This is a genomic window from Asticcacaulis sp., assembly GCF_047605585.1.
GTDB lineage: Bacteria > Pseudomonadota > Alphaproteobacteria > Caulobacterales > Caulobacteraceae > Asticcacaulis.
The window spans coordinates 25,591-47,154 of record NZ_JASGFK010000011.1 but is presented as its reverse complement, the minus strand read 5'-3'; the positions used below and the strand labels follow the sequence as shown (position 1 = coordinate 47,154).

16 protein-coding genes are annotated in these 21,564 nt (G+C 60.7%); 7 read left to right on the top strand and 9 right to left on the bottom strand.

Annotated elements, in window-relative coordinates:
* Nucleotides 1-158: 158 nt before the first annotated feature.
* Nucleotides 159-3,041, bottom strand: coding sequence for a TonB-dependent receptor (locus tag QM647_RS18010; protein ID WP_414996939.1), 2,883 nt, complete (start codon nucleotides 3,039-3,041; stop codon nucleotides 159-161).
* Nucleotides 3,042-3,299: 258 nt separating this feature from the next.
* On the opposite strand from QM647_RS18010, the gene agaR reads away from it, so the two are divergent.
* The 7 genes from agaR (at nucleotide 3,300) to QM647_RS17975 (ending at nucleotide 12,756) form a co-directional block, all read left to right on the top strand.
* A complete protein-coding gene (gene agaR, locus QM647_RS18005) occupies nucleotides 3,300-4,088 on the top strand; it encodes a transcriptional repressor AgaR (RefSeq protein WP_414996938.1) in 789 nt (262 codons plus the stop codon).
* Nucleotides 4,089-4,194: 106 nt separating this feature from the next.
* Nucleotides 4,195-6,261 carry an alpha-galactosidase gene (locus tag QM647_RS18000; RefSeq protein WP_414996937.1) on the top strand — a complete coding sequence of 689 codons (2,067 nt, stop codon included), beginning with the start codon at nucleotides 4,195-4,197 and terminating at the stop codon, nucleotides 6,259-6,261.
* Complete coding sequence (locus tag QM647_RS17995) at nucleotides 6,258-7,172, top strand: EamA family transporter (protein ID WP_414996936.1); 915 nt, start codon at nucleotides 6,258-6,260, stop codon at nucleotides 7,170-7,172. Before QM647_RS18000 ends, QM647_RS17995 begins: the two co-directional genes overlap by 4 nt.
* A 95-nt stretch (nucleotides 7,173-7,267) precedes the next feature.
* Nucleotides 7,268-8,563, top strand: coding sequence for a D-tagatose-bisphosphate aldolase, class II, non-catalytic subunit (locus QM647_RS17990; protein WP_414996935.1), 1,296 nt, complete (start codon nucleotides 7,268-7,270; stop codon nucleotides 8,561-8,563).
* A complete protein-coding gene (locus tag QM647_RS17985) occupies nucleotides 8,556-9,716 on the top strand; it encodes an SIS domain-containing protein (RefSeq protein ID WP_414996934.1) in 1,161 nt (386 codons plus the stop codon). The genes QM647_RS17990 and QM647_RS17985 overlap by 8 nt, the downstream gene beginning before the upstream one ends.
* A gap of 3 nt (nucleotides 9,717-9,719) precedes the next feature.
* Nucleotides 9,720-10,697, top strand: a complete 978-nt coding sequence (locus tag QM647_RS17980; protein WP_414996933.1) for an N-acetylglucosamine kinase — start codon at nucleotides 9,720-9,722, stop codon at nucleotides 10,695-10,697.
* A gap of 79 nt (nucleotides 10,698-10,776) precedes the next feature.
* Nucleotides 10,777-12,756 (top strand): enterotoxin, encoded by a 1,980-nt coding sequence (locus QM647_RS17975; RefSeq protein WP_414996932.1) that lies wholly within the window; start codon nucleotides 10,777-10,779, stop codon nucleotides 12,754-12,756.
* Nucleotides 12,757-12,809: 53 nt separating this feature from the next.
* Here the strand turns inward: QM647_RS17975 and QM647_RS17970 are convergent, their stop codons facing one another.
* The 8 genes from QM647_RS17970 to QM647_RS17935 form a co-directional block, all read right to left on the bottom strand.
* On the bottom strand, nucleotides 12,810-13,691 hold the full coding sequence (locus tag QM647_RS17970; RefSeq protein ID WP_414996931.1) for a MurR/RpiR family transcriptional regulator: 882 nt from the start codon (nucleotides 13,689-13,691) through the stop codon (nucleotides 12,810-12,812).
* Nucleotides 13,692-13,726: 35 nt separating this feature from the next.
* Nucleotides 13,727-14,968: a sugar MFS transporter gene (locus QM647_RS17965; protein ID WP_414996930.1), complete on the bottom strand. Its 1,242-nt coding sequence runs from the start codon at nucleotides 14,966-14,968 to the stop codon at nucleotides 13,727-13,729.
* A gap of 24 nt (nucleotides 14,969-14,992) precedes the next feature.
* Entirely contained in the window at nucleotides 14,993-16,465 is a 1,473-nt protein-coding gene (locus tag QM647_RS17960) for an N-acyl-D-amino-acid deacylase family protein (RefSeq protein WP_414996929.1), read from the bottom strand.
* Between the two features lie 11 nt (nucleotides 16,466-16,476).
* Nucleotides 16,477-17,733 (bottom strand): alanine racemase, encoded by a 1,257-nt coding sequence (locus tag QM647_RS17955; protein WP_414996928.1) that lies wholly within the window; start codon nucleotides 17,731-17,733, stop codon nucleotides 16,477-16,479.
* Nucleotides 17,733-18,503, bottom strand: coding sequence for an SDR family oxidoreductase (locus QM647_RS17950; protein ID WP_414996927.1), 771 nt, complete (start codon nucleotides 18,501-18,503; stop codon nucleotides 17,733-17,735). The genes QM647_RS17955 and QM647_RS17950 overlap by 1 nt, the downstream gene beginning before the upstream one ends.
* A complete protein-coding gene (locus QM647_RS17945) occupies nucleotides 18,496-19,629 on the bottom strand; it encodes a hypothetical protein (protein WP_414996926.1) in 1,134 nt (377 codons plus the stop codon). Before QM647_RS17945 ends, QM647_RS17950 begins: the two co-directional genes overlap by 8 nt.
* A gap of 10 nt (nucleotides 19,630-19,639) precedes the next feature.
* A complete protein-coding gene (locus tag QM647_RS17940; protein ID WP_414996925.1) occupies nucleotides 19,640-20,029 on the bottom strand; it encodes a RidA family protein in 390 nt (129 codons plus the stop codon).
* A 490-nt stretch (nucleotides 20,030-20,519) separates the two neighbouring features.
* Nucleotides 20,520-21,557: a hypothetical protein gene (locus QM647_RS17935; RefSeq protein WP_414996924.1), complete on the bottom strand. Its 1,038-nt coding sequence runs from the start codon at nucleotides 21,555-21,557 to the stop codon at nucleotides 20,520-20,522.
* Nucleotides 21,558-21,564 lie beyond the last annotated feature (7 nt).

The following is a 21,564-nucleotide window of genomic DNA, read 5'->3' as shown; positions in this document are numbered from 1 at the left end:
TGTGACAAATCAGCACTACTCAGATAACGTGAAAACAGTCCGATATTTACGAAAAAAGCAAACAACATGCTGAAATAAAACAAAAAAGACCGCAGCCAGCGGCCGCGGTCAATTTTTAGTTGTAAAAATAATTGCCTGCGATTTTTTACCGAAGCCAATCAGAAACTATAGCCGACACCCAATGTAACTGTGCGGCCAAAAGCGCTGTAGCCAGCATCAACGCCACTCCCCGTGCCGGTCGAACCCGCCGACCATACCGCGTAACTATTGCCATTGAGATAGGTCCTGACGATGGTATTGGTCAGGTTCTTACCCTCCAGATAAATCTTCAGGCGTGGCGTCAAGGCATAGGACGCGGTGGCGTTCACCCAGTTCGTCGCTTGAGTAATCCCCGCCCAGCCGGTCACCTCGGTATAGGTCGATTGGGTGAAGGCACTGGCATAGTCCCAGGACAGGCTGGCCAGAACCGGCCCATGCTCATAGAAGACATTGAGCGAAGCGGTGGTCGGCGATACGCCGGCTTCCGCACCGGCCTTCTCGCCATCAATCACCGTCTGGCTCCAGGTGTGAGTATATTGCGCGCGCACGCCCAGGCCATTATCGAGCACATGCTGCCAGCCGATTTCTACCCCGTATATTTCCGCCGTGTCGCCATTGATGGGCTGCACCACGCTGAACGGCAAGGACACACAGGCCTCACCATTGAAGCAGCCAACCGCGCCAATATCGACATCGTTGGTCTGGGCTGTGGTTATGTCGTCGCGGAGCTTTTTGTCGAACAGGGCCACCGACAGCATGGCCTTCGAAGCATAGTACCATTCCAGAGAGGCATCGAACTGGCGTGCCTTGATCGGCCGCAAGTTGGCATTGCCGTCATAATAGATGATATATTCCTGATTGATGGCATTGTTGGTCGCTGTCGGCACCAGTTGATTGAGATTGGGACGCGACATGACCTCGGCGGCCGCCAGCCGCAACTGCAGATCAGGCCGGATGTGGTAGGTCAGGTTCAGCGACGGCAAAGCGAGCGTATAATGTCCCTTGGCAGTGATCGGCGTGACATCCGAATATTCGACCACCCCCGGATTGGTGGCGTTTGAGGTATCGTCGACCGTCACAGACAGGATATTGCTAACCGCCGTCGCTGCGTGGGTCTGGGTCGAGACCACCCGCAGGCCAAGGTTACCATCCAGATGCTCGGTGGCGAAGGTGCCCTCGATATAGGCCGCAAAGGTCTTTTCATTGACCTCATACGAATTGGTCGGATTATAGACCGGCTCCGTCAGGCTGAAATCATAGACGCCCTCGCCGCTGGTATAGTTGGGCGTACCATCCAGCGCCTTCAAGCCGGCCAGCAAGGCATTGACGTCGAGCAGAGCCATGGTGGTCGGGAAGCTGCCACCGGCGCCTTCCATGAAGTTGGGAAAGTTGAAGGTCGAGATGACATTGGCGTTCATGGTCGCGAAAGTGATCGGCCCCGGCTGACCGTCGAGCGTATTATAGAGCGAACCGTATTGGTTCGAGCCGTTGGTCCAGTCATTGCTGATATCGCGGCGCGATTTGGAACGGTCCGTATAGGTAAGGCCGAAGGTGACTTTTTGAAAAAGGCCATCGCCTTTACGCCAGGTGCCATTCAATTTGGCCCCCGTGATCTCATCCTTGATCGAATAGCCGCTTAAGCCGACATAATGCGTGCTCCACAGGCTCTGGTCGTCCAACTGGCCGGAGGCGAGCGCCGTGGCGTAATCCGAGCCATCCGGCAAGGTAATGACCATGTCCGGCAAACCATTGGCATTGGCGGTCATGGTAATCGTGTTCTGGTTATAGGGCGTGGAAGAGACCAGGCCTGCGGTGACAAAGGCATCAGTCCCGCCTTCCGGACGATCCGCCTTGGAATAATAGATATCGCCGTCGAAGGTCAGGCTGTCGCTGACATTCCAGCTGGCATTAAGCCCGTACAGCGACGTGTTGACGATGCGGTTGATCGTCTGGTTCACTACTTCGGGCGTGAAATTGGTGCCGGTGAAAGAGGTGACCAGACCCTCCTTTACCACCACATTGCTCCATTCCGGATTGCCGTCGGCATCGTAGGTAAAATCCGGATAGAAGGCATGATTATACGCGACCTGCGGATCGTGCAGCCGCGTGAACATCAGGTCGGCAACGACATGAATATCATCCGATGGCCGCCACTCGAACGTACCCGTCAAGGCCGTGCGCTTCTTGCGATCGACGATCGAGCCATATGAAATGCAGCACTCGGCGACGACAGCATTGTCCGAATCCAACGGCCATACGCCGGGATTGTCTGCGTCGTAGGTATTGTAGTTGAGCGAGTCGCTGCGGGTTTTCGTATCGGAATAGACGAGGCCCAGCAGAAAGCCGAACCGGCCATCCTGCGAGGTATTGCTGATGAAGCCGGAGGTCTTGTAACCGTAATATTCCGACATATCGTTATAGCTGCCCTCGGTGCGCAGGGCCGCGTGAAAGCCCGGCCGGTCGAACGGCCGCGCCGAACGCAGATTGACCGTGCCGCCAATGCTGCCTTCCACGGCAGAAGCCTCCGGCGATTTCAACACATCGGCGCCGGAGATGATATCGGATGGCAGGATATCGAAGGCGAAATCGCGTCCATCATCGTCCGTGGCCAGGATGCGGTCGTTCAGCGTGACGATATTGTATTGCGCGCCCAGCCCGCGCACGCTGACATACTGCCCCTCACCGCCCGTGGTTCGGTTGATGGTAATACCGGTGATATGGCTGAGCGAGTCGGCGACATCGTTATCCGGGAAACGTCCCAGCTCGGTAGCGTTGATCGAATCGACAATGACGCCGGACTTGCGTTTGATATTCAGAGAGCGCGCCAGGCTGCCGCGCACGCCAACCACGACAATTTCGGTCGGCGTCGCAGAGGCTTCGGCCGAGGGCTCGGTCGTAGCCGGCTGACTTTCGGGTTGAGCCTGGAGAGCCAGGGCGGGCCAGGCGATGGCGACCAGAGCAACGCCGCTCATGAGCGCGGTGACGATATTCCTTGCACGCATAGTCTCGTCTCCATGATGGATCACCCCGAAAGGCGCACATATCTTTCGTTATCTTTCGTTGCGCGTCACAACGCACCTGTCAATCGCAAAAAAGCGAAACAATGGCGACATTTTTCGACATCGCAACGAAATGAAACATATATGTCACGTTTTTGGATGTATTCGCCCTCTTTCGGCGGCAAAAAACAGCCCTGCATTGATATTTTGCCGGTACTTGGAGATAAGTAAAAACGACCGACTCACAGGAGCCCTACCCGTATGACTACGCCGAACCGGGTTACCCGCGACACCAGCGAACGCCGGCGCCAGATCACGACCATGATCAAATCGCGCGGCAGCGTGCAGGTCGCCCCCCTGTCCGACATGTTCGGCGTATCCATGCAGACCATCCGCAAGGACCTGCATTACCTGGAAATGCACGGCATTGCCGCTCGCGCCTATGGCGGCGCCATCGCCGCGGAGGTCGTGAACATCAGCGAAGCGCCGATCGAAGCCAAGCAGATCAGCCACACCGGGGAAAAGGAACGCATCGGCCGGATGGCTGCAGCGCTCGTCGAACCCGGCGATTCCATCATGCTCGATTCCGGCACCACCGCCTTGCAGATTGCGCGTTTCCTGCCCGACGAGGAAGATATAACGATCGTCACCAATGACTTCGGCGTGCTGGGCGCGCTGAGCCAGAAACGTCACCTGAAGATCGTCATGTTAGGCGGCGAACTGCGCCGCAAGAACATGGCCTTCTATGGCGCGCAGACCCTGGCTTCGCTCGAAGACCTGCGTCTGGACAAGCTTTTCCTGGGCGTGGACGGCTTCGATATCGAACGCGGCATCACCACCCATTTCGAGCCGGAAGCTCAACTAAACCGCAAGATGGTTCAGGCGGCGCGACGCGTCATCGCCGTGACCGACTCATCGAAATTCGGCAAAGTCTGCCTGCATCGCATCATCGATATCAGCGAAATCGACGATCTGATCACCGATTCTGATGCGCCAGACTATATCCAGCACCCCGAGAACGGTCTGAACTTCCGCCTGCACCTGGCTTAAGGCGCAAAGCGAAAGATTATATTTCTTTCGTTTTGTTATCTTTTGATTGCGTAACCTTGTGAAACCATGCAACATCGCAACAGAAGATGTGATGGAGCCCCATGCCATGACGGCAAGACCGCACCTGAATCGCCGCAACCTGCTGTCGCTTCTGACGGGCACTGCCTGTGCTTCCGGCCTTGCCGGACCGACTGCCTTCGCCAAATCAAAGCCAGCCCTGCCGGTTGCGACCGCAGCGGACGGTCGGCTGGTCCTCAGCTTCGATATGCGCCTGCACAGCCATCTCTCGATCAGGCGGAATGATGTAAACCTCCCCCTCAGCGATTTCGCCCCCACGGAATACATCACTCTGAAAAGCGGCAAGCGCATCGACAGCTTCCACTTCGCGAGACGCACACAGACGGCGATTGAGGGCGGCTATCGCGTCACGATCACAGGCCGCTCCCCGCAAGGCCTGGAAAAGACGATCAGCCTTACCTTTTACGACCGCTATCCGGGGTTCGTCCTTCAGCAGATCCGCTATCGCAATAGCAGCACCACCGCGCTCGATCTCGCGGGGTGGACCAATGGCGCCCACGTTCTGAAAGCCGGCGGACATGGTTTCTGGTCATGGTCGGGCGCTTCGCACCCCGATCGCCGCGATTGGGTGCAACCTGTCAGAACCGGCTTCAGCCAGCCCAACTTCATGGGCATGAATGCATCGGATTACGGCAGCGGCACGCCAGTTGTCGATGTCTGGCGACGGGATGCCGGCATTGCCGTCGGCCACGTCGAAACCGTGCCGAAACTGGTCTCCCTGCCTCTGATCGCCACACCGGCCGGCGCCGCGGTCGCGGTCACAATGGAGCATCCCATCGCATTACAACCGGGCGACAGCTTCGCAACGGCCGAAACTTTCATAACCGTTCACACGGGCGATTACTTCACCACACTCGATACCTACCGCCAGATCATGTCCGAACGCGGCCTGGCCTCCCCCGTACCACCGGCGGCGTCCTACGAAGGAATATGGTGCGCCTGGGGATATGACCGCACCGTGACGGCGGCGGAAGTTGAGGGGACGCTGTCCAAGGCAAAGGATCTGGGCCTGAAATGGGCGGTGCTCGATGACGGCTGGCAGACGTCGGAGGGCGACTGGTATCTCGATCCGAAGAAGTTCCCGCGCGGCGATGCCGACATGCGCGACCTGGCTACGAAGATCAAGGCGGCCGGACTGAAACCCCGACTATGGGTGAGCCCGCTGGCGGTTGATCCCGGCACCGACCTGATGCACGACCATGTCGATATGCTGCTGCTCGATAAGGACGGCGCGCCACAAGCGATCTCGTGGTGGAACGCTTTCTATCTGTGCCCGGCCTATCAGCCGACCATCGATTATACCGAAAAGCTGGTTAATCGCATCTTCCGCGACTGGGGGTTCGAAGGCCTGAAGATCGATGGTCAACATCTGAACGGCGTGGCCCCTTGCTATAACCCCGCCCACCGTCACGCTTATCCGGAAGAATCGGTCGAAAAACTGCAAACCTTCTGGAAATGTGTGTACGACACGGCCCTTGCCGCCAATCCGGACGCCGTGATCGAAATCTGCCCCTGCGGCGACAGTTACGCCTATTTCAACTTTCCCTATATGAACCAGGCGCCGGCCTCGGACCCGGAATCTTCCTGGCAGGTACGCCTTAAGGGCAAGTCGCTGAAGGCCCTCATGGGCCGCTCAGCGCCCTATTCCGGCGACCATGTCGAGCTTTCAGATCACGGCGACGACTTCGCCTCAAGCGTGGGTATCGGCGCAGTGGTTTCGACCAAGTTCACCTGGCCCAAAGAAGGGCCTGCGCCGGGCTCGAACTTTCTTCTGACCCCGGAAAAGGAAGCCCTGTGGCGCAAATGGATCGGGCTCTATAACGAGAAGATGCTGCCGCTCGGCACCTATCGCGGCGAGCTATACGATATCGGTTTCGACAAGCCCGAAGGCCATGCCGTCGAGAAGGACGGGCGCATGTACTACGCCTTCTATGCCGATAGCTGGCGCGGCCCCGTGACCTTGCGCGGGCTGAAGGGCCGTTATCGCGTGCACGACTATTTCAACAATCGTGATCTGGGCACGGTTTCCGACACAGCGCCCCGTATCGATGCCGCTTTTGACCGTTTCCTCGTCCTGGAGGCCACTCCGATATGACCGACCCCGTGATAACCGCCACGCCGCCGGCTGACGCCATCCCCACAGGCAACCGCCGCTGGCTGTGGTTTGCGCTTGCCACTGTGGCCTTGTGGGGCGTCTGGGGCGCCTTCGCCGGCCTGTCGGCGCAGCATGGCTTCCCTGAAACCCTGACCTATTGCGTCTGGGCCCTGACCATGATCGTTCCGGCTGTCATCGTGATGCAGCGTGAAAAGTGGAAGCTCGATATCAGCGCCAAGGCCATCGGCTACGGCCTGGCTATCGGCCTCTTGGGCGCCGGCGGCCAGATGGTGCTGTTCTATGCTGTCTCGACCGGCCCGGCCTATCTGATTTTCCCGGTGATTTCGCTATCCCCATTGGTCACTATCGCCATGTCCTTTCTGATCCTGCGCGAGCGGACCAACTGGCTGGGGGCGCTCGGCGTTGTCCTTGCGCTGCTTGCGCTGCCGATGTTCGATTACGATCCGGGAGGCGCTGCCGTGAAAGGGTTGGGGTGGTTCGTACTGGCCCTGATCGTGATGCTGTGCTGGGGCGTGCAGGCCTATTTCATGAAGACCGCCAATAACGCCATGAGCGCCGAAAGCATCTTCTTCTACATGATGGTTTCGGGCCTGATGCTGATCCCGGTAGCGCTCCTGATGACCGATTTTTCCAAGCCGGTAAACTGGGGTTGGGATGGCCCCTGGCTGGCCGCCGCCATCCAGATGCTCAATGCCATCGGTGCCCTGCTGCTGGTTTACGCCTTTCGTTATGGCAAGGCCATCGTCGTGGCACCGCTCAGCAATGCCGGCGGGCCACTGATTACTGCCATCCTGTCCCTGCTGCTGGAAGGCGTCATACCGGGGCCTTTGAAAACAGTGGGGCTCGTTCTGGCCTTGCTGGCCTCCATTTTCCTGGCTCTGGCGCCCTGAAGCGAAATTTATAAGTTTCGTTTTCATTCTTTTTGTTGCGTATATTTTCGCAACTTGCTATATAGAACGCAACACCCGTTCTGAAAGGTTTTCCCATGAAAGCCATGCTCGACCTGGTGGCGCGCCACAAATCAGGCGCGCCCTGCGGCATCGTCTCCGTCTGTTCCGCCCATCCGCTGGTCGTCGAAGCCTCCCTGCGTCGTGCCCTGACCGCCGGCGCGTCACTGGCGCTGATCGAGGCCACCTGCAATCAGGTCAACCAGGAAGGCGGCTACACCGGCATGTCACCGGACGACTTCCGTGACTTTGTCCTGGCCATAGCCGACAGGGTGGGCTTGCCCCGTTCAAAGGTCCTGCTTGGCGGCGATCATCTCGGCCCAAACCCGTGGACGCACCTGCCGGCGGCCGAGGCCATGCAGAAGGCGGAGGTGATGGTCAAGGCCTATGTCCGTGCCGGTTTCCGCAAAATCCACGCCGATTGTTCCATGTCCTGTGCCGACGACCCTGTGCCCCTGCCGGAAGACCTCATCGCCGAACGCGCTGCCCGCCTGATCGCCGTGTCCGAAGCTGCCTGGAAAGCAATCGGCGGGGAACCGCCGGTCTATGTCATCGGGACCGAGGTGCCGGTGCCCGGCGGCGCGTCGGAAGACTTGCCGGAACTTGAGGTCACCGCCCCGGAAGCCGCTCTGAACACCCTGCGCACTCACGAGCGACTGTTTCACGAACAGGGGCTGGAGGCCGCCTGGCCACGCGTTATCGCCGAGGTCGTCCAGCCCGGCGTCGAATTCGATCATCACAATGTCATCGATTACGATCGCAACAAAGCGAAAGCCTTGAGTCGCGCCATCGAAAATCTGCCGACTGTGCTCTACGAGGCCCATTCGACCGATTACCAGACACCGCGCGCCCTGCGTGAACTGGTGGAGGACCACTTCGCCATCCTCAAGGTTGGCCCCGGCGTCACTTTTGCTCTGCGTGAAGCCCTGTGGGCCCTGGATGCCATAGAGCGCGAATGGATTGTCGGTGGCCGCTCGGATTTCCGCGACATTGTGCTGGAACGCATGCGCACCGAACCGCAAAACTGGGCCAAATATTATCATGGCTCCGGACGCGCCCTGGCCTTCGACCTGCAATATTCGCTGAGCGACCGCATTCGTTACTATTGGCCGGATACGGATATCATCGCCGCCCAGCAAACACTTTTCGACAATCTCACTGGAAATCCGCCTCCCCTGTCACTGATCAGCCAGTACCTGCCCGATGCCTATGCCGCCATCCGCGAAGGTGGCCTGGCCCTAACGCCGGGCAATCTGGTCATGGCCCACATTGGCGCCGTGCTTGACGGCTACTACGCGGCCACCCTGGCGGAACTGGAGCCCCTAGATGCCTGATATATCCTTTCCCGGCCGCGACACCGCCTGGCTGGAAGCGCATGGCGCCTTCTGGACAGCGCACGAGATCGCGCAGCAGCCGGAGATGCTGCGCCGGACTCAAGGTCTGCTGACCGCACAAAAAGCAGAGATTGAAGCCTTCGTAGCGCCGCTTCTGGCGCGCACCGATCTGCGCATCATCCTGACCGGCGCCGGCACCTCCGCCTTTATCGGCGACAGCCTCGCCCCCTGGTTGGCAGCAAAGCTGGGACGCTGTGTCGAATCGATCGCCACCACGGACCTGGCCTGTGCGCCGGAACTCTATTTCTCCGCCGCAACGCCGACTCTGCTGGTCTCATTTGGCCGCTCCGGCAACAGCCCGGAAAGCCTGGCCGCCGTAGAACTGGCCGATCAGTGCATTGGTGAGGTTCACCACCTCGTCATCACCTGCAATGCCGAAGGCGCCCTGGCACGTTACGCTGAAATGGCGAAGCATGGCTATTGCCTGTTATTGCCGGAAGACACCCACGACCGCAGCTTCGCCATGACTTCCAGTTACAGCTGCATGACCTATGCGGCCCTGGCCATCTTCACCGGCCTCGACGTCCTGCAAGGCCGTGTCGACGCGCTGGCACAGGCCACCGCGGATGTTATCGCCACTCAGATGCCCCTCCTGCAACGGGCGGTCGCCGAAAACTATGACCGCGTGGTTTACCTCGGCAGTCATGTTTTCAAGGGAATGGCACGCGAATCCGCCCTGAAGCTGCTGGAGCTGACCAATGGCGGCATCGCCACCCTGTTCGAGTCTCCGCTCGGTTTCCGCCATGGCCCGAAAACCTTTCTGAACGACCGTACTCTTGTCATCGTCTTCGTATCGAACGATCGTTACACGCGACGCTACGATATCGATCTGCTTGATGAACTCCGCCGCGATGGCGAAGCCGGCCGCGTCATCGCCGTCACAGCACAACCAGGTCTTGAGGCTTATGACCATATCCGCGTCCAGGGCCTGGAAGAGGCCGAAGACAGCGACCTGATCTTCCCCTATATTGCCGTGGCGCAGATCTTCGCCTTCGAGCAATCCCTGCGGCGGGAGCTGACGCCGGATCAGCCCAATGTGAAGGGAACCGTCAACCGTGTCGTACAGGGCGTTCGCATTCACGAGCGGATTTGACATATGACTCGACGGGGGCTCTATCTCGGCGTCGATGGCGGCGGCACCAAGACCGAATTCGTGCTGATCGACCACAACGGACACCGGCTTGCCCATCATCAGGGCGGCACAAGCTATTATCTGCAGATCGGTTTCGATGGCCTCAATCACCTGCTCCATGAAGGCGTCCAGGCGGTGCTGGCCGCCGCCGGATGCAGGGCGAACGATATCACCTATGCCTTTTTCGGCCTGCCGGCCCATGGCGAGGATTCGCAAGTCCAGCCCCTGCTCGATGTCATGCCGGAAGCCGCGCTCGGCCATCGCCGCTATAGTTGCGGCAATGATATGATCTGCGGCTGGTCCGGTTCGCTGGCCGGGTCGGACGGGATCAATATCGTGGCCGGCACGGGTTCGATCGGTTATGGCGAGTACCGGGGCCGTGGCGCGCGCGCCGGCGGCTGGGGCGAAGTGTTCAGCGACGAGGGCTCGGCCTACTGGATCGCCATTCAGGGGCTGAATGTCTTCTCACGCATGAGTGACGGCCGCCTGCCCAAAGGCCCGCTGCATCCCCTCCTTAAAGCCCATTTCAACCTCGGCGCCGATCTCGACCTGTGCGGCCGCATCATGGGCGAAGGCACACTGTCGCGCGACCGCATCGCCGCCCTGTCTCAACTGGTGGCGCAGGCGGCACAGGCGGGCGATGCGCAGGCGCAGCAAATATTTTCTCACGCCGCGCAGGCGCTGGCGGAGATGATCGAAGCCATCTGCCGGCAGGCAGTCTTTCCGCCGGATGAAAGCGTGCGCGTCTCCTATTCCGGCGGCGTATTCAACAGCGGCGCCCTGATCCTGGAACCGCTCCTTGAGCGCCTGGCCACTTCCGCCGTGACATATGATCTGATCCGCCCGCTGCTGTCGCCGCCCCTGGGGGCCGCCCTCTATGCGGCGCGCATGGCCGGTGACCCCTTATCGGCGGACGCCATTGAACGGCTGCGCACTCTGTAAATCAGAGCCAATTTAGCAGTTGACAGTCTCCACTTTTTGTAGCGCATATAATGTAATTAAACTACAAACAGGTTGTGTCATGTCCATGTTGAAAGTCTGTGCGTCTTCCCTGGCAATTCTTGCCATCATGGCCGTGGAAACACCCGCCCTCGCCAAACCGGCGGCGCTGCTCAATACGCTGGGCAACAGCTACAGCAGCCTGACCTGGAAAACCGAAAACAGCCACCTGTCGCAGTTTCAGTTCACTGACAGTCTGAATGGCAAGACGCTGAGCCTGAACGCACCTTTCACCATCACCCTGGCGGACGGTCCCGTCCTGTCAACCTCCGACCTGACTCTGGAAGGGGCTTTGCGCGCGGTAAGCCTGCCCGGCAAGGCCGACGCCTCCCGCCTGTCGGACAGGCAGGCGCGCCATGCGGTTCAGGGCAGCTTTACCGACACGGAGGGTCGGCTGCGCGTCGAGTGGCAACTGATCCAGCCGGAAGGCGCCAAATATCTGCGCGAAATCGTCACCATTACGGCTCTGAAGCAGGACGAAACCCTTCCCCAGGTGCGGATGCTTGATACCACGGCTCCCGGCGCTGAAGTCTCCGGCAAGGTGGACGGTTCGCCTATCCTTGCCGGCAACGACTATCTCATGTTCGAGAACCCGCTGGCCTATAGCCACGCCATCATGGAAGAGGCTCAGGCCTGGACGCAGATCGACAACGCTCTCCCCTTGCGCAAGGGCCAGAGCGTAACCTATTCGGCGGTGATCGGCGTGACCGCGCCCGGCCAGTTGCGCCGCGATTTCCTGACCTATCTCGAAGCTGAACGCGCCCATCCCTACCGCACTTTCCTGCATTACAATTCCTGGTACGATATCGGTTACGATACAGCCTACACCGAGGCTGACGCGCTCAGCCGCATCCAGGCCTTCGGCGAGGAACTGAGCGTCAAGCGCGGCGTGAAGATCGATTCCTTCCTCTTCGATGACGGCTGGGATGACCTGACCGGCAACTGGGCCTTTAGTCCGGCCTTTCCGAACGGTTTCATGCCCTTGCGCGATGCGGCGGCAAAATACGGTGCCGCGCCCGGCGTCTGGCTATCGCCCTGGGGTGGCTATAATCATAACAAGGAAGCGCGTATCAAGGCGGGAACGGCCTCTGGCTACGAAATCATCGATGGCGGCTTTGCCCTCTCCGGCCCGAAATATTACGACGATTTCCGCACGGCCACGCTCGATCTCGTCACGCGTCAGGGCGTCAACCAGTTCAAGCTGGACGGTACAGGCAATGCCGACAAGGTCTTTCCCGGCAGCCGCTTCAACAGCGATTTCGATGCGGCGATCCACCTGATCGACGACCTGCGTGCCGCCCGGCCGGACCTGTTCGTCAATGTCACCACCGGCACCTATCCGTCACCCGCCTGGCTGTTCTATGCCGACTCGATCTGGCGCGGCGGCCAGGATCATGCCTTCACCGGCGTGGGCACGCCGCGTCAGCGCTGGATGACCTATCGCGATCGCGAAGCCTACCAGAATATCGTCATCGGCGGCCCGCTGTTTCCGCTGAACGCCGTCATGCTGCATGGCCTGATCTATGCGCAATATGCACCGAATCTGAACACGGACCCGGGTAATGATTTCCCCGCCGAGGTTCATTCCTATTTCGGCAGCGGCACCGCCCTGCAGGAACTTTATATCACGCCCTCTCTCCTGACTTCTGCCAACTGGGACACACTTGCCGAAGCCGCGAAGTGGTCACGCGACAATGCCGAGATATTGAAGGACACGCACTGGATCGGCGGCGACCCCGGCCGGCTGGATATCTATGGCTGGGCGGCCTGGGCGCCACGCAAGGGCATCATCACCCTGCGCAATCCGTCGGACCAGCCGCAGGCCTTCGCGCTCGATATCGGCAAGGCGCTGGAACTGCCGCAGGGCGCCGCCACGACCTTCGCCGCCCATACCCTGTGGGGTGACGCACGCACAAATGACACCCTGGCTGCCGGACAGCCGGTCATGCTGCAACTGAAACCGTTTGAGGTGGTGACGCTGGAGTTAGTCCCTAGCAATTGATGCGCTTGTCCCATCGCTTGTTTGGCAGCGAGCCATGCGACGGTTGAGCTAAATCAGTCCCCGGTAGGCAGGTAATGCTGCTGCAGCGAAACGGCGGAGGAAACCCGACGCAGGGTTTCCATCGCTGGCTTGCCCAGCATCAACGCCACACGATCGGCAATACAGTCCAGCACGAACATCTGAGCAAACCGCACCGGATTGGGCTGGTGATAAGGGATGTCCATCGCCAGCTCTATCGGGATGAGAATGTCTACCAGACCGGCCAGTGTGCTTTTCGCCGGCGCCAGGGCGATGCAGACCGCACCATAATTGCGGGCGATGCGGGCGCTTTCGGCATGAGCTTCCGGCTGCCCGGTCGAGGAGACGATCAGAACAGCATCGCCCTTCTTGAGTGTGGCCGCCGTCATGCGCTGCATGTAGCTGTCGACATGCGCGACCGCGCGCAGCCCCAGTCGGAAAAAGCGGTTTTGCCCTTCCATAGCCAGCACGGCCGATGAGCCGCCCAGGCCAAATACCGCAATCATCTGCGTGGCCGCCAACACCTTGGCTGCCGCGTCGATCTGCTCAAAATGTTCGGTGCCGCTGACAGAGCGCAGGGCCGTGGCCACGCTACTGGCAACCCGGTCAAAACGCTCGTCCCCTTGCGGATTGTCATCGGCGTTACCGCCCGCCGTCCCGCGTGAGAACTTCTGCTCCAGCACAAGGGACTGGGCCAGATATTTCTTGAATTCCTTGAACCCATCGCAGCCGATGGACCGGCAATAGCGGATAACCGACGGTTCGCTGACGCCGATGCGGTTGGCGAAGCTCTTGATGCTAACATCGACCACCGACCCCGGATCGCGCAGGATCTCCTCACCGATTTTCAGATTGACGCCATCCTCATGCGGGGCGCGGTCACGGATGGTGGTGAGGATATCGTTCAGAGTCGTCATACCCTTATTGTAGCAAAATTACATGACGAAACAACCTAGCTGTTCCGTCGCGCCGCGAACAGGCCGAACAGCATGATATAGAGATAGCACGGCACCATCAGGGCGGCGAAAACGAGCTGAAAATCGTAATGCGCCTTCAGCACGGCGAACAGTTGCGGGATGATGGCGCCACCGGCGATACCCATGACCAGTATGGCCGAACCGGTTTCGGTGTGCCGTCCCAGCCCCTTGATGCCGAGCGGGAAGATGGCCGGCCACATCATGGCGTTGGCGAAACCGAGCAAGGCCACGCAGGCGACGCTGGCATAGCCCTTCGTCAGATAGGCCGCCACCGTGAACAGGACGCCCAGCACCGCCGAAACGATCAGATAACGCGCCTGACTGACAAAGCCCGGAATGAGCACCAGACCGACGATATAGCCGACCAGCATGGCGGCCAGCGTACCGGTGGTGAAGTATTTTGTCTGGTCGAGCGGCAAACCAAAAGCATGGCCATAGGTGCCTATGGCGTCGCCCGCCATCACCTCGACCCCGACATAGAGGAAGATGCAGATAAAGCCGAGCCACAGATTGGGGTGGGCGAACAGGCTTTTCGACGGCGTGTCATCGGCATTGGCCTTATCCGTGACCTCCGGCAAGGGGGAGCGCCAGACGGCCAGGGCCAGCACCGCCAGAAGACCGGCCATGGCCATATAGGGCAGATAGACCTTATGGGCGAAGGCGCTGAGCAGGGCCTCGCGCGCAGCGGGGGCGGCGGCCGCGACCTGATCGGCCAGGCCATCGACCCCGCGCATGACCACAGCCGCAAAAACCAGTGGCGCCAGCGCGCCGGCCAGCTTGTTGCAGATGCCCATGAAGGCGATGCGCTGGGCCGCGCTGTCGATCGGGCCGAGGATCGAGATATAGGGATTGGACGCGGTTTGCAGGATCGACAGGCCGGCGCCGATCACGAACAGGGCGGCCAGTGCGCCGGGAAAAATCCGCAGGTCGACGAACTGGCCGAACAGGGCCGCGCCCACCGCCATCACCAGCAGGGCCAGGGCCATGCCGCCTTTCATGCCCGTGCGGCGCAGGATGGCGGCAGCCGGCAGGGACAGGAAAAAATACGACATGTAGAAGGCCATCGGCACCAGAAAGGCCGAGACGTCATCCACGGTAAAGGCGAGCTTGACGAAGGTGATCAGGGGCCCGTTCAGCCAGGTCACGAAACCGAAGATGAAGAACATGCCGCCGATAATGGCCATCGGCATCAGCGGTGATTTCGTGGTCGTGGTCATGACAGTCCCCCGTTTTATGATCTGTTATTCGCCGGCCAGAGCGGCGGGCATGGCTACACCCGCGCCCGGCAGGAAGCGGCCATTGCGCTCGCTTAAAGCCCGGCCCTGCGACCAGCTGTGAACGCCGCCGACAAATACCTCTTCGATGCCTGCGGAAATCTGCACGGGTTTTTCAAACGTCGCGCGATCGGCCACGGTGGCCGGATCGAAGACGGTGATATCCGCCGCCAGACCTGGCGCGATACGGCCGCGATCGTGCAGCCCGAAACGCTGCGCCGTCAGGCCGGTCATCTTGAATACGGCCTCCGCCAGCGGGAACAGCTTCTGGTCGCGGGCATAGTGGCCCAGCACACGCGGGAAAGCGCCCCACAGACGCGGATGCGGATTGAGGTCATTGGGGAGGCCGTCAGAGCCGACCATGCACAGGGGATGGGACAGGATGCGACGCATGTCGTCTTCGTGGATCTGGAAATAGCAGGCATAGCCCGGCATCAGGCGCAGGGCGGCTTCGCGTTCGCTTATGCCCCACCCGGCCGCGACGTCCTTCAGGTAGCGCCCGGCCGTTTCCGGGAAGGTCTGCGATGAATTGATCAGCACCTTGATCTCGCCGTCGCACAGGTCCGGATTGAGCACGCTGGAGCCGGCGGTATAGGGATAGCAATCCATGCAGACCGGCTGGGTCTTCGCCGCCTGGTCGATCAGGCCGAGGGTCTCCAGCGAGCGCCCCCAGTTGCGCACACCGGCGCATTTGTGGTGCGAGATGATCAGCGGCGTCTGCGCCGTCTTCGTGGTGGCGAAGGCCTCTTTCAGCGCCTCGGCCACACCGTCATATTCGCTGCGGATATGGGTGGCATAAACCCCGCCATGGGCAGCGACGGTTTCGGCCAGGGCTGTCAGCTCGGCCAGATCAGCCGCCTGGGCGGGCGGATAATAGACGCCGGAACTGAGGCCGGTGGCGCCGGCGCGCAAAGCATCGGCCAGCAGATCCTGCATCGCCCGACGCTCGGCCGGTGATGCCGGCTGGCCCAGGTCCGCCAGGCACATCTTGCGCAAGGTGGTGTGGCCGACCAGGGCTGCGATATTGACCGCCGGACGCGCCGCATTAACCGCTTCGGCATAGGCCTGGAAGCTATCGTAGGCAAAAGCCTTCTCATCGCCCAGCAGGTTGAAGGGCTCCTCGACCGCCCCATTGAAACGCAGCGGCGCCAATGACAGGCCGCAATTGCCCGTCACTACGGTTGTCACGCCCTGGCTGAGCTTGGCGGTCATCTCCGGCGTGCGGATGCAGGCGTAATCATCGTGCGAGTGAGAGTCGATAAAGCCCGGCGCGATGGCCTTGCCGCTGACATCGATCTCCTGCGGGGCGCACATATCCAGATCGCCCACGGCCAGGATGCGGCCATCGCGCAGGGCGACATCGGCAACGAAGGGCTCGCCACCCTGGCCATCGAAAACCAGGCCCCGGCGCAGGAGAATATCGGCAGTTTCAGACGACATGGGGGTACTCATCAAAAGAAGGTTCTGAGCGCGCCGATGACGCGATAATCGTCATCGACCTCAAGCAGCAGCGGCCACCGGTCAAAGGTGGTGCAGGGATGGGAGATGCTGAGGCTCACATAGTCACCGACGGCCACTTGGGCCGCTTCCGGCACGCGGACATAGCCATGCTGGTCGTTCATGCGATAAAACTGCCAGTCACTGACGGCCTGCGGTGCCGCGCCCTTGCCCGGCCGGGTCCAGGTCTCGACCTTCGGCAGACCGGAATCGTCGGAAAGATCGCGCCGGCCGGCATTGATCAGGATCAGGCCCGGTTCCGGACGCGAAACGACCTGCGCCCAGACCTCCAGCGCCGGTTTGAGCGCCGGCGCGGGGCCGAGCACGGCGCGTTCGCCGACATGATCGAGCAGGCGCTTATAGAAGCCGGTATCGTGGGTCAGGTAGCAGCCACTGCGCAGGATCGTGGTCACGCCCTCTGTTTTCAGACCGCGCGCCACCAGGTCGAAATAGGCCGACCCCCCGGCGCTCAGGATCGGCGCTCCCGCAAACAGGCCCTCATCGCGACCCGTGGCGAACACATGCAGCAGATCGTTGAGGAAGGCATCGACGCGTACCGCATCGGCCTTCGCATCGCCGGTGACGATCAGGCCTTCATAGCCCTCCACCCCGGCCAGCGAAAGCACCGGCGAGGCCGCCACCCGGCGGGCGATCGCCAGCGCCGTCTCCGCCCCGCGCGCACCGGTGCGCCCCCCGTCGATACCGAGTTCGACCAGCACCTCGAACGGCCTTGCCGTACCCGCCAGGATATTTTCCAGCCGCTCGACGCCCGCCACGCTGTCGACCAGCGACAGAATGCGGGCATCGGTCACCTGCGCCAAGGCCCTGATCTCGGTTTCGCCCACCAGTTCATTGGCGATCATCAGGTTCGTGACGCCATAACGCAGCGCCGTGCAGGCTTGCGCATAGGTGGCCACGGTCATGCCCCAGGCGCCGGCGCGCAATTGCCGGTCGAACAGTTGCGGGCACATGCTGGTCTTGCCGTGCGGCGCCAGCTTGACGCCCGCCTGGTCGATATAGGTCTGGAAGGCCGTCAGATTTTGCTGCAGGGCGCTGGCGCGCAGTACGGCGGCCGGCAGAGGGATGCTGCCATCGAGCAGGCGCCACCCTTGCGCCCCGACATCGCGGAGGGCAATGCCGTCACCCGACGGTGGCACCCCCTTGGTGCCGGTTTGCAGACGGAAATCGAGAATAGGATCAAGCTGCAACATCAGAACGATTCCAGCGTCAGTTCGGAAGCCAGCACCGGATTGCCTGCCGTCAGGCCGGCATCGACCGGCAGGACCACGCCGGTGATCATGCGGCCGAGATCGCACGACAGAAAGGCCACCGCATTGGCGATATCCCGCGGATTGGCGAAATCACGCAGCGGATACCATTTCTTCAGATCATCGAAGACTTCCGGCTTCTGCGCGGCGCGGGCGTTCCACGCCTGGGTCTTAACCGTGCCCGGCGCCACCAGATTGGCGCGGATACCGCGCGGACCGTATTCGACGGCCAGGGCCTTGGTATAGCTGACAAGCCCTGCCTTGGCGGCGCTGTAGGCCGGATGACCGATGGCCAGCATGGCATTGACCGTACCGATATTAACGATCACGCCCGCCCCGCGTGCGAACATGGCTTCTTTCGTGGCCTCGACACAGTGATAGGCGGCGCTGAGATTGATGGCGAGATCGTGCGTCCAGTCTTCGGGCTTCAGGTTGGACAAGGCCGTGGCCGCCGCTGCGCCGGCATTATTGACCACGATATCGACCGGGCCGGTAATGGCGGTCAGGCTGGCCACCGCCGCCTTCACGGCCTCAAGATCCGTCAGATCAGGCGAGGCCTTATGAAGGCGCGCATCCATTTCCGCCAGCACCTCCGCGGCGCGGTCAAAGGCCAGCACGGTCGCGCCCCAGCCCAGGAAGGCCTCGCATAAGCCCTGGCCTATGCCACCGGCCGCGCCCGTGATCAGGACGACCTTTCCGGAAAAATCAAACATGCTGCACCTGTTTCGCAAGCACATGCTGCAACCGCCGCAGATCGGCGGGACGCAACATGCCCAGATTATAAAAAGCAAAATCCTGAATACCGAGCGCTTTCAGACCATCGAGCGCGGCCACCAGATCGGCCTCGGCGGTTAGGTCGGGATGCCCCGGACGCAGGATCACGCTGGTGCGCGCCGCCGGTACGCGGTCCAGCACATAGCGGCCGTCGGCCAGCACAGCGGCGGCGTCCGGCTGATACAGCGGCAGTTCCAAGCCATCGCTGACCGCATCGAGCGCGGCGAGATCATGACCTTCGAGCCAGGCCGTAGCGTGCGGGCGCTGGCAGGTCGAGATCACCTTGACCTTTACCTCCGGCTTGACAGCGGCACGGATATCCCGGACCAGGGCCGTCACGACCTCACAGCGGAAGCGATGATAGGCGACCAGCTCCGACTCCAGCGACGGCGCCTGGCCATCCTCCAGAAACCTGTCGACGGCGCCTCTGACCTGCGCCGCCAGTCCTTCGGCATCGATGCCCGCCGCTTTCGCGTCTGACTGGCAGGCCGCGCAAAAACACAGGCCCAGCATCCGATCGAGCCAGGCATTGGCCGGCACCTGCGCGAACTCATGGTGGAAACCGTGCCCATAGGTCAGCCAGCCCGGCGATTCCAGTAGCAGGCTCTTGACGGCATAGCCCTCGGCGATATCGGTGCACAGGCTCACGCCATAGGCCCGCACCTCCGCCTGCGACGGACACAGGCTGTAAGGGTAGATATCGCCAAAGGCATTGTGCGCGCACAGGTCCGGGCGGCTCATGCCCAGCCGCGTATTGTGATTGAGCACAGTCCAGGCATTGACGCCGATATCGCCGCGCGCACATAACTCAGCCAGGACATCGCGGCCTTGCGTCAATTGCGACACCTGCGGCCTGAGGGCGCCATAGGCCCGACGCGGCCGGAAATAGACCGTGCCGTCTTCCGGAAAATAGACGCGCGCCTTCGGATCGCCGGGATGAATGAACTTGCCGGCGTGATAACTCACCGCCAGACTGATCTCATCCGCGCCCAACGCCTTCACGCGGGCGATATCCGCGTCAATATCGTGAATATTCCACGGATAGGCATAGAGCGCCACGCCCATGATCCGGCCCTTACGCTTCCGCCTTATAGGCGATGACGTCGACCTCGACCTTGGCGTCGATCATGATCTGGGACCGCACGCATGACCGCGCCGGCAGTTCACCATTGAAATAGCTGGCATAGACCCGGTTGAAGGCGGCAAAATCACGCGTATCATCGAGCCAGACATTGGCCTTGACGACATCGGCCAGCGTACAACCGGCCTCGGCCAGGATGGCGATGATGTTTTCCATCGTCTTGTGCGTCTGGGCGACAATACCGCCCTGTACGATCTCGCCGGTCTCATCCATGCCGACCTGACCTGACACGAAGACGAAGCCGTTCGCCACCGTCGCCCGCGAAAACGGCAGCATCTGCCCGCCACTGCCTGCCTTAGGCCCACCGATACGTTTGATACTCATAGAGCCTCCAAATAGGTGCGGCTGACCGCGCCAATAGCTTGCAAATTAAACAGGCGCGTCAGCCTTAGTAGTTTAGCTACATTTTTTTAGCTACATAATTAGACAAAGTCAAATAGGTTTTGGTGTGGCAAACCATGGCATTTGCGTCTTCGTGCCTTCGTGGCTATCCGTTTCGAACGCTCACACCGCGTATGTTCGGCGAAATTTTACGCTACCGGATGACTATGAGGAGCCCGGTTGTCGATCCTGAGGCATTGCCCGCGTTGAGCGGTACTTTACAACATCAATTTCAGCTCCCAACAACATCTGGGGAGCGATAGCCTCACTTAAAGTCCATGCGGATCATGCGCTGGTTTTGAATGCTGCGTGTCTTTGGCTGACACGATGTCTCAGAGCCTAATCAACGCGAAGCAGACACAGATGCGGGCTCAATCTTTGTACGATTGAGCCCGCGATCAATTTTGCATTCCTTTAGGGCTTCACCCAGCCTTTAGGGTTTCACCCAGAGCGATTTCATGTCCGGCGGACCGACATGCACATTGATCTGCAGCCCCTGAAGTTTGCCGTCATAGACTTGCAATACGTGCATGGCATCGCCCGTTGCCGGCATCGGCTTCAGCAGTCCGCCCTTGCCCTGGGCCAGCTTGCGTTCGAACCAGGCCTGCTGCGCGACACCGGGTTCCTTCATTTCATTGGGAATGAAGGCAGAAAGCATATGGCCGTAGAAGGGATACGGGAACACGGTACCCGGTACAATGGCGGCATCCACCACAATGCCCAGATCCTCATCGATGACAATCTCGCGGGCCTGCGGATCGGTCGGGTGGTTCGGCGGGAAGATGCAGCCGAGCGGCGCGTTAGGGTCCCTCGCGGGAGAACCAGCAGGTGCGGCTGGCGGCGGCACATCATCCAGGCCAGGATCGACAACATGGGAACCCGCCTCGATGAACGAGCAGTTTTCGCCCAGTTCGATCGTATAAGTGCTGTTGGTGGCGAAGACCGACTGGCTGAGTTCTTCCAGTTCCGCACGCGTCGCCTTCTTGCGACCGGCCGGCGGGTTCATCCAGGTTTTCAGATTTTCGGGCAGTTTCTCGGCGGAGAATGAGAAACCGTGATCGCCACGCGAGCGATTCATGAAGAGTTCCAGTTCGGTGATCTGGCGATCAACCACCTTGATACGGCCCCAGAGGACTGACAGTTCTCCTCCCTCATTCACCTGGGTTTCGATATAGGCCTGACCGGCGGGCACATCGATCGCGACAAAATCGGGCTTACCGGCCTTGGTGATGGTCCGCCACATGGTCATCATGCCAAGCGCGGCCGGATGCGAATTTTCCGTCGCCTGATAGACCGCGGCCAGCGGCAGATGGTCGGGATCATGCCTGACCATCGAGTCCACCAGATCATTTACGATCTGGTTCATACATTGCCGGTCGCACGATTGGGGGGCCGCCTGGGAGGGCATAGCCGGCAGGAAAAGGCCAAGCGCAGCCGTCAGGCCCAGCGCAGGCAAAAGACGCAGTGTCATGAATAGA

Excerpts from the sequence above, each read along its gene's own strand:
- QM647_RS18010 (WP_414996939.1), bottom strand. The coding sequence starts at position 3,041 with ATGCGTGCAAGGAATATCGTCACCGCGCTCATGAGCGGCGTTGCTCTG.
- agaR (WP_414996938.1), top strand. The coding sequence starts at position 3,300 with ATGACTACGCCGAACCGGGTTACCCGCGACACCAGCGAACGCCGGCGC.
- QM647_RS18000 (WP_414996937.1), top strand. The coding sequence starts at position 4,195 with ATGACGGCAAGACCGCACCTGAATCGCCGCAACCTGCTGTCGCTTCTG.
- QM647_RS17995 (WP_414996936.1), top strand. The coding sequence starts at position 6,258 with ATGACCGACCCCGTGATAACCGCCACGCCGCCGGCTGACGCCATCCCC.
- QM647_RS17990 (WP_414996935.1), top strand. The coding sequence starts at position 7,268 with ATGAAAGCCATGCTCGACCTGGTGGCGCGCCACAAATCAGGCGCGCCC.
- QM647_RS17985 (WP_414996934.1), top strand. The coding sequence starts at position 8,556 with ATGCCTGATATATCCTTTCCCGGCCGCGACACCGCCTGGCTGGAAGCG.
- QM647_RS17980 (WP_414996933.1), top strand. The coding sequence starts at position 9,720 with ATGACTCGACGGGGGCTCTATCTCGGCGTCGATGGCGGCGGCACCAAG.
- QM647_RS17975 (WP_414996932.1), top strand. The coding sequence starts at position 10,777 with ATGTCCATGTTGAAAGTCTGTGCGTCTTCCCTGGCAATTCTTGCCATC.
- QM647_RS17970 (WP_414996931.1), bottom strand. The coding sequence starts at position 13,691 with ATGACGACTCTGAACGATATCCTCACCACCATCCGTGACCGCGCCCCG.
- QM647_RS17965 (WP_414996930.1), bottom strand. The coding sequence starts at position 14,968 with ATGACCACGACCACGAAATCACCGCTGATGCCGATGGCCATTATCGGC.
- QM647_RS17960 (WP_414996929.1), bottom strand. The coding sequence starts at position 16,465 with ATGTCGTCTGAAACTGCCGATATTCTCCTGCGCCGGGGCCTGGTTTTC.
- QM647_RS17955 (WP_414996928.1), bottom strand. The coding sequence starts at position 17,733 with ATGTTGCAGCTTGATCCTATTCTCGATTTCCGTCTGCAAACCGGCACC.
- QM647_RS17950 (WP_414996927.1), bottom strand. The coding sequence starts at position 18,503 with ATGTTTGATTTTTCCGGAAAGGTCGTCCTGATCACGGGCGCGGCCGGT.
- QM647_RS17945 (WP_414996926.1), bottom strand. The coding sequence starts at position 19,629 with ATGGGCGTGGCGCTCTATGCCTATCCGTGGAATATTCACGATATTGAC.
- QM647_RS17940 (WP_414996925.1), bottom strand. The coding sequence starts at position 20,029 with ATGAGTATCAAACGTATCGGTGGGCCTAAGGCAGGCAGTGGCGGGCAG.
- QM647_RS17935 (WP_414996924.1), bottom strand. The coding sequence starts at position 21,557 with ATGACACTGCGTCTTTTGCCTGCGCTGGGCCTGACGGCTGCGCTTGGC.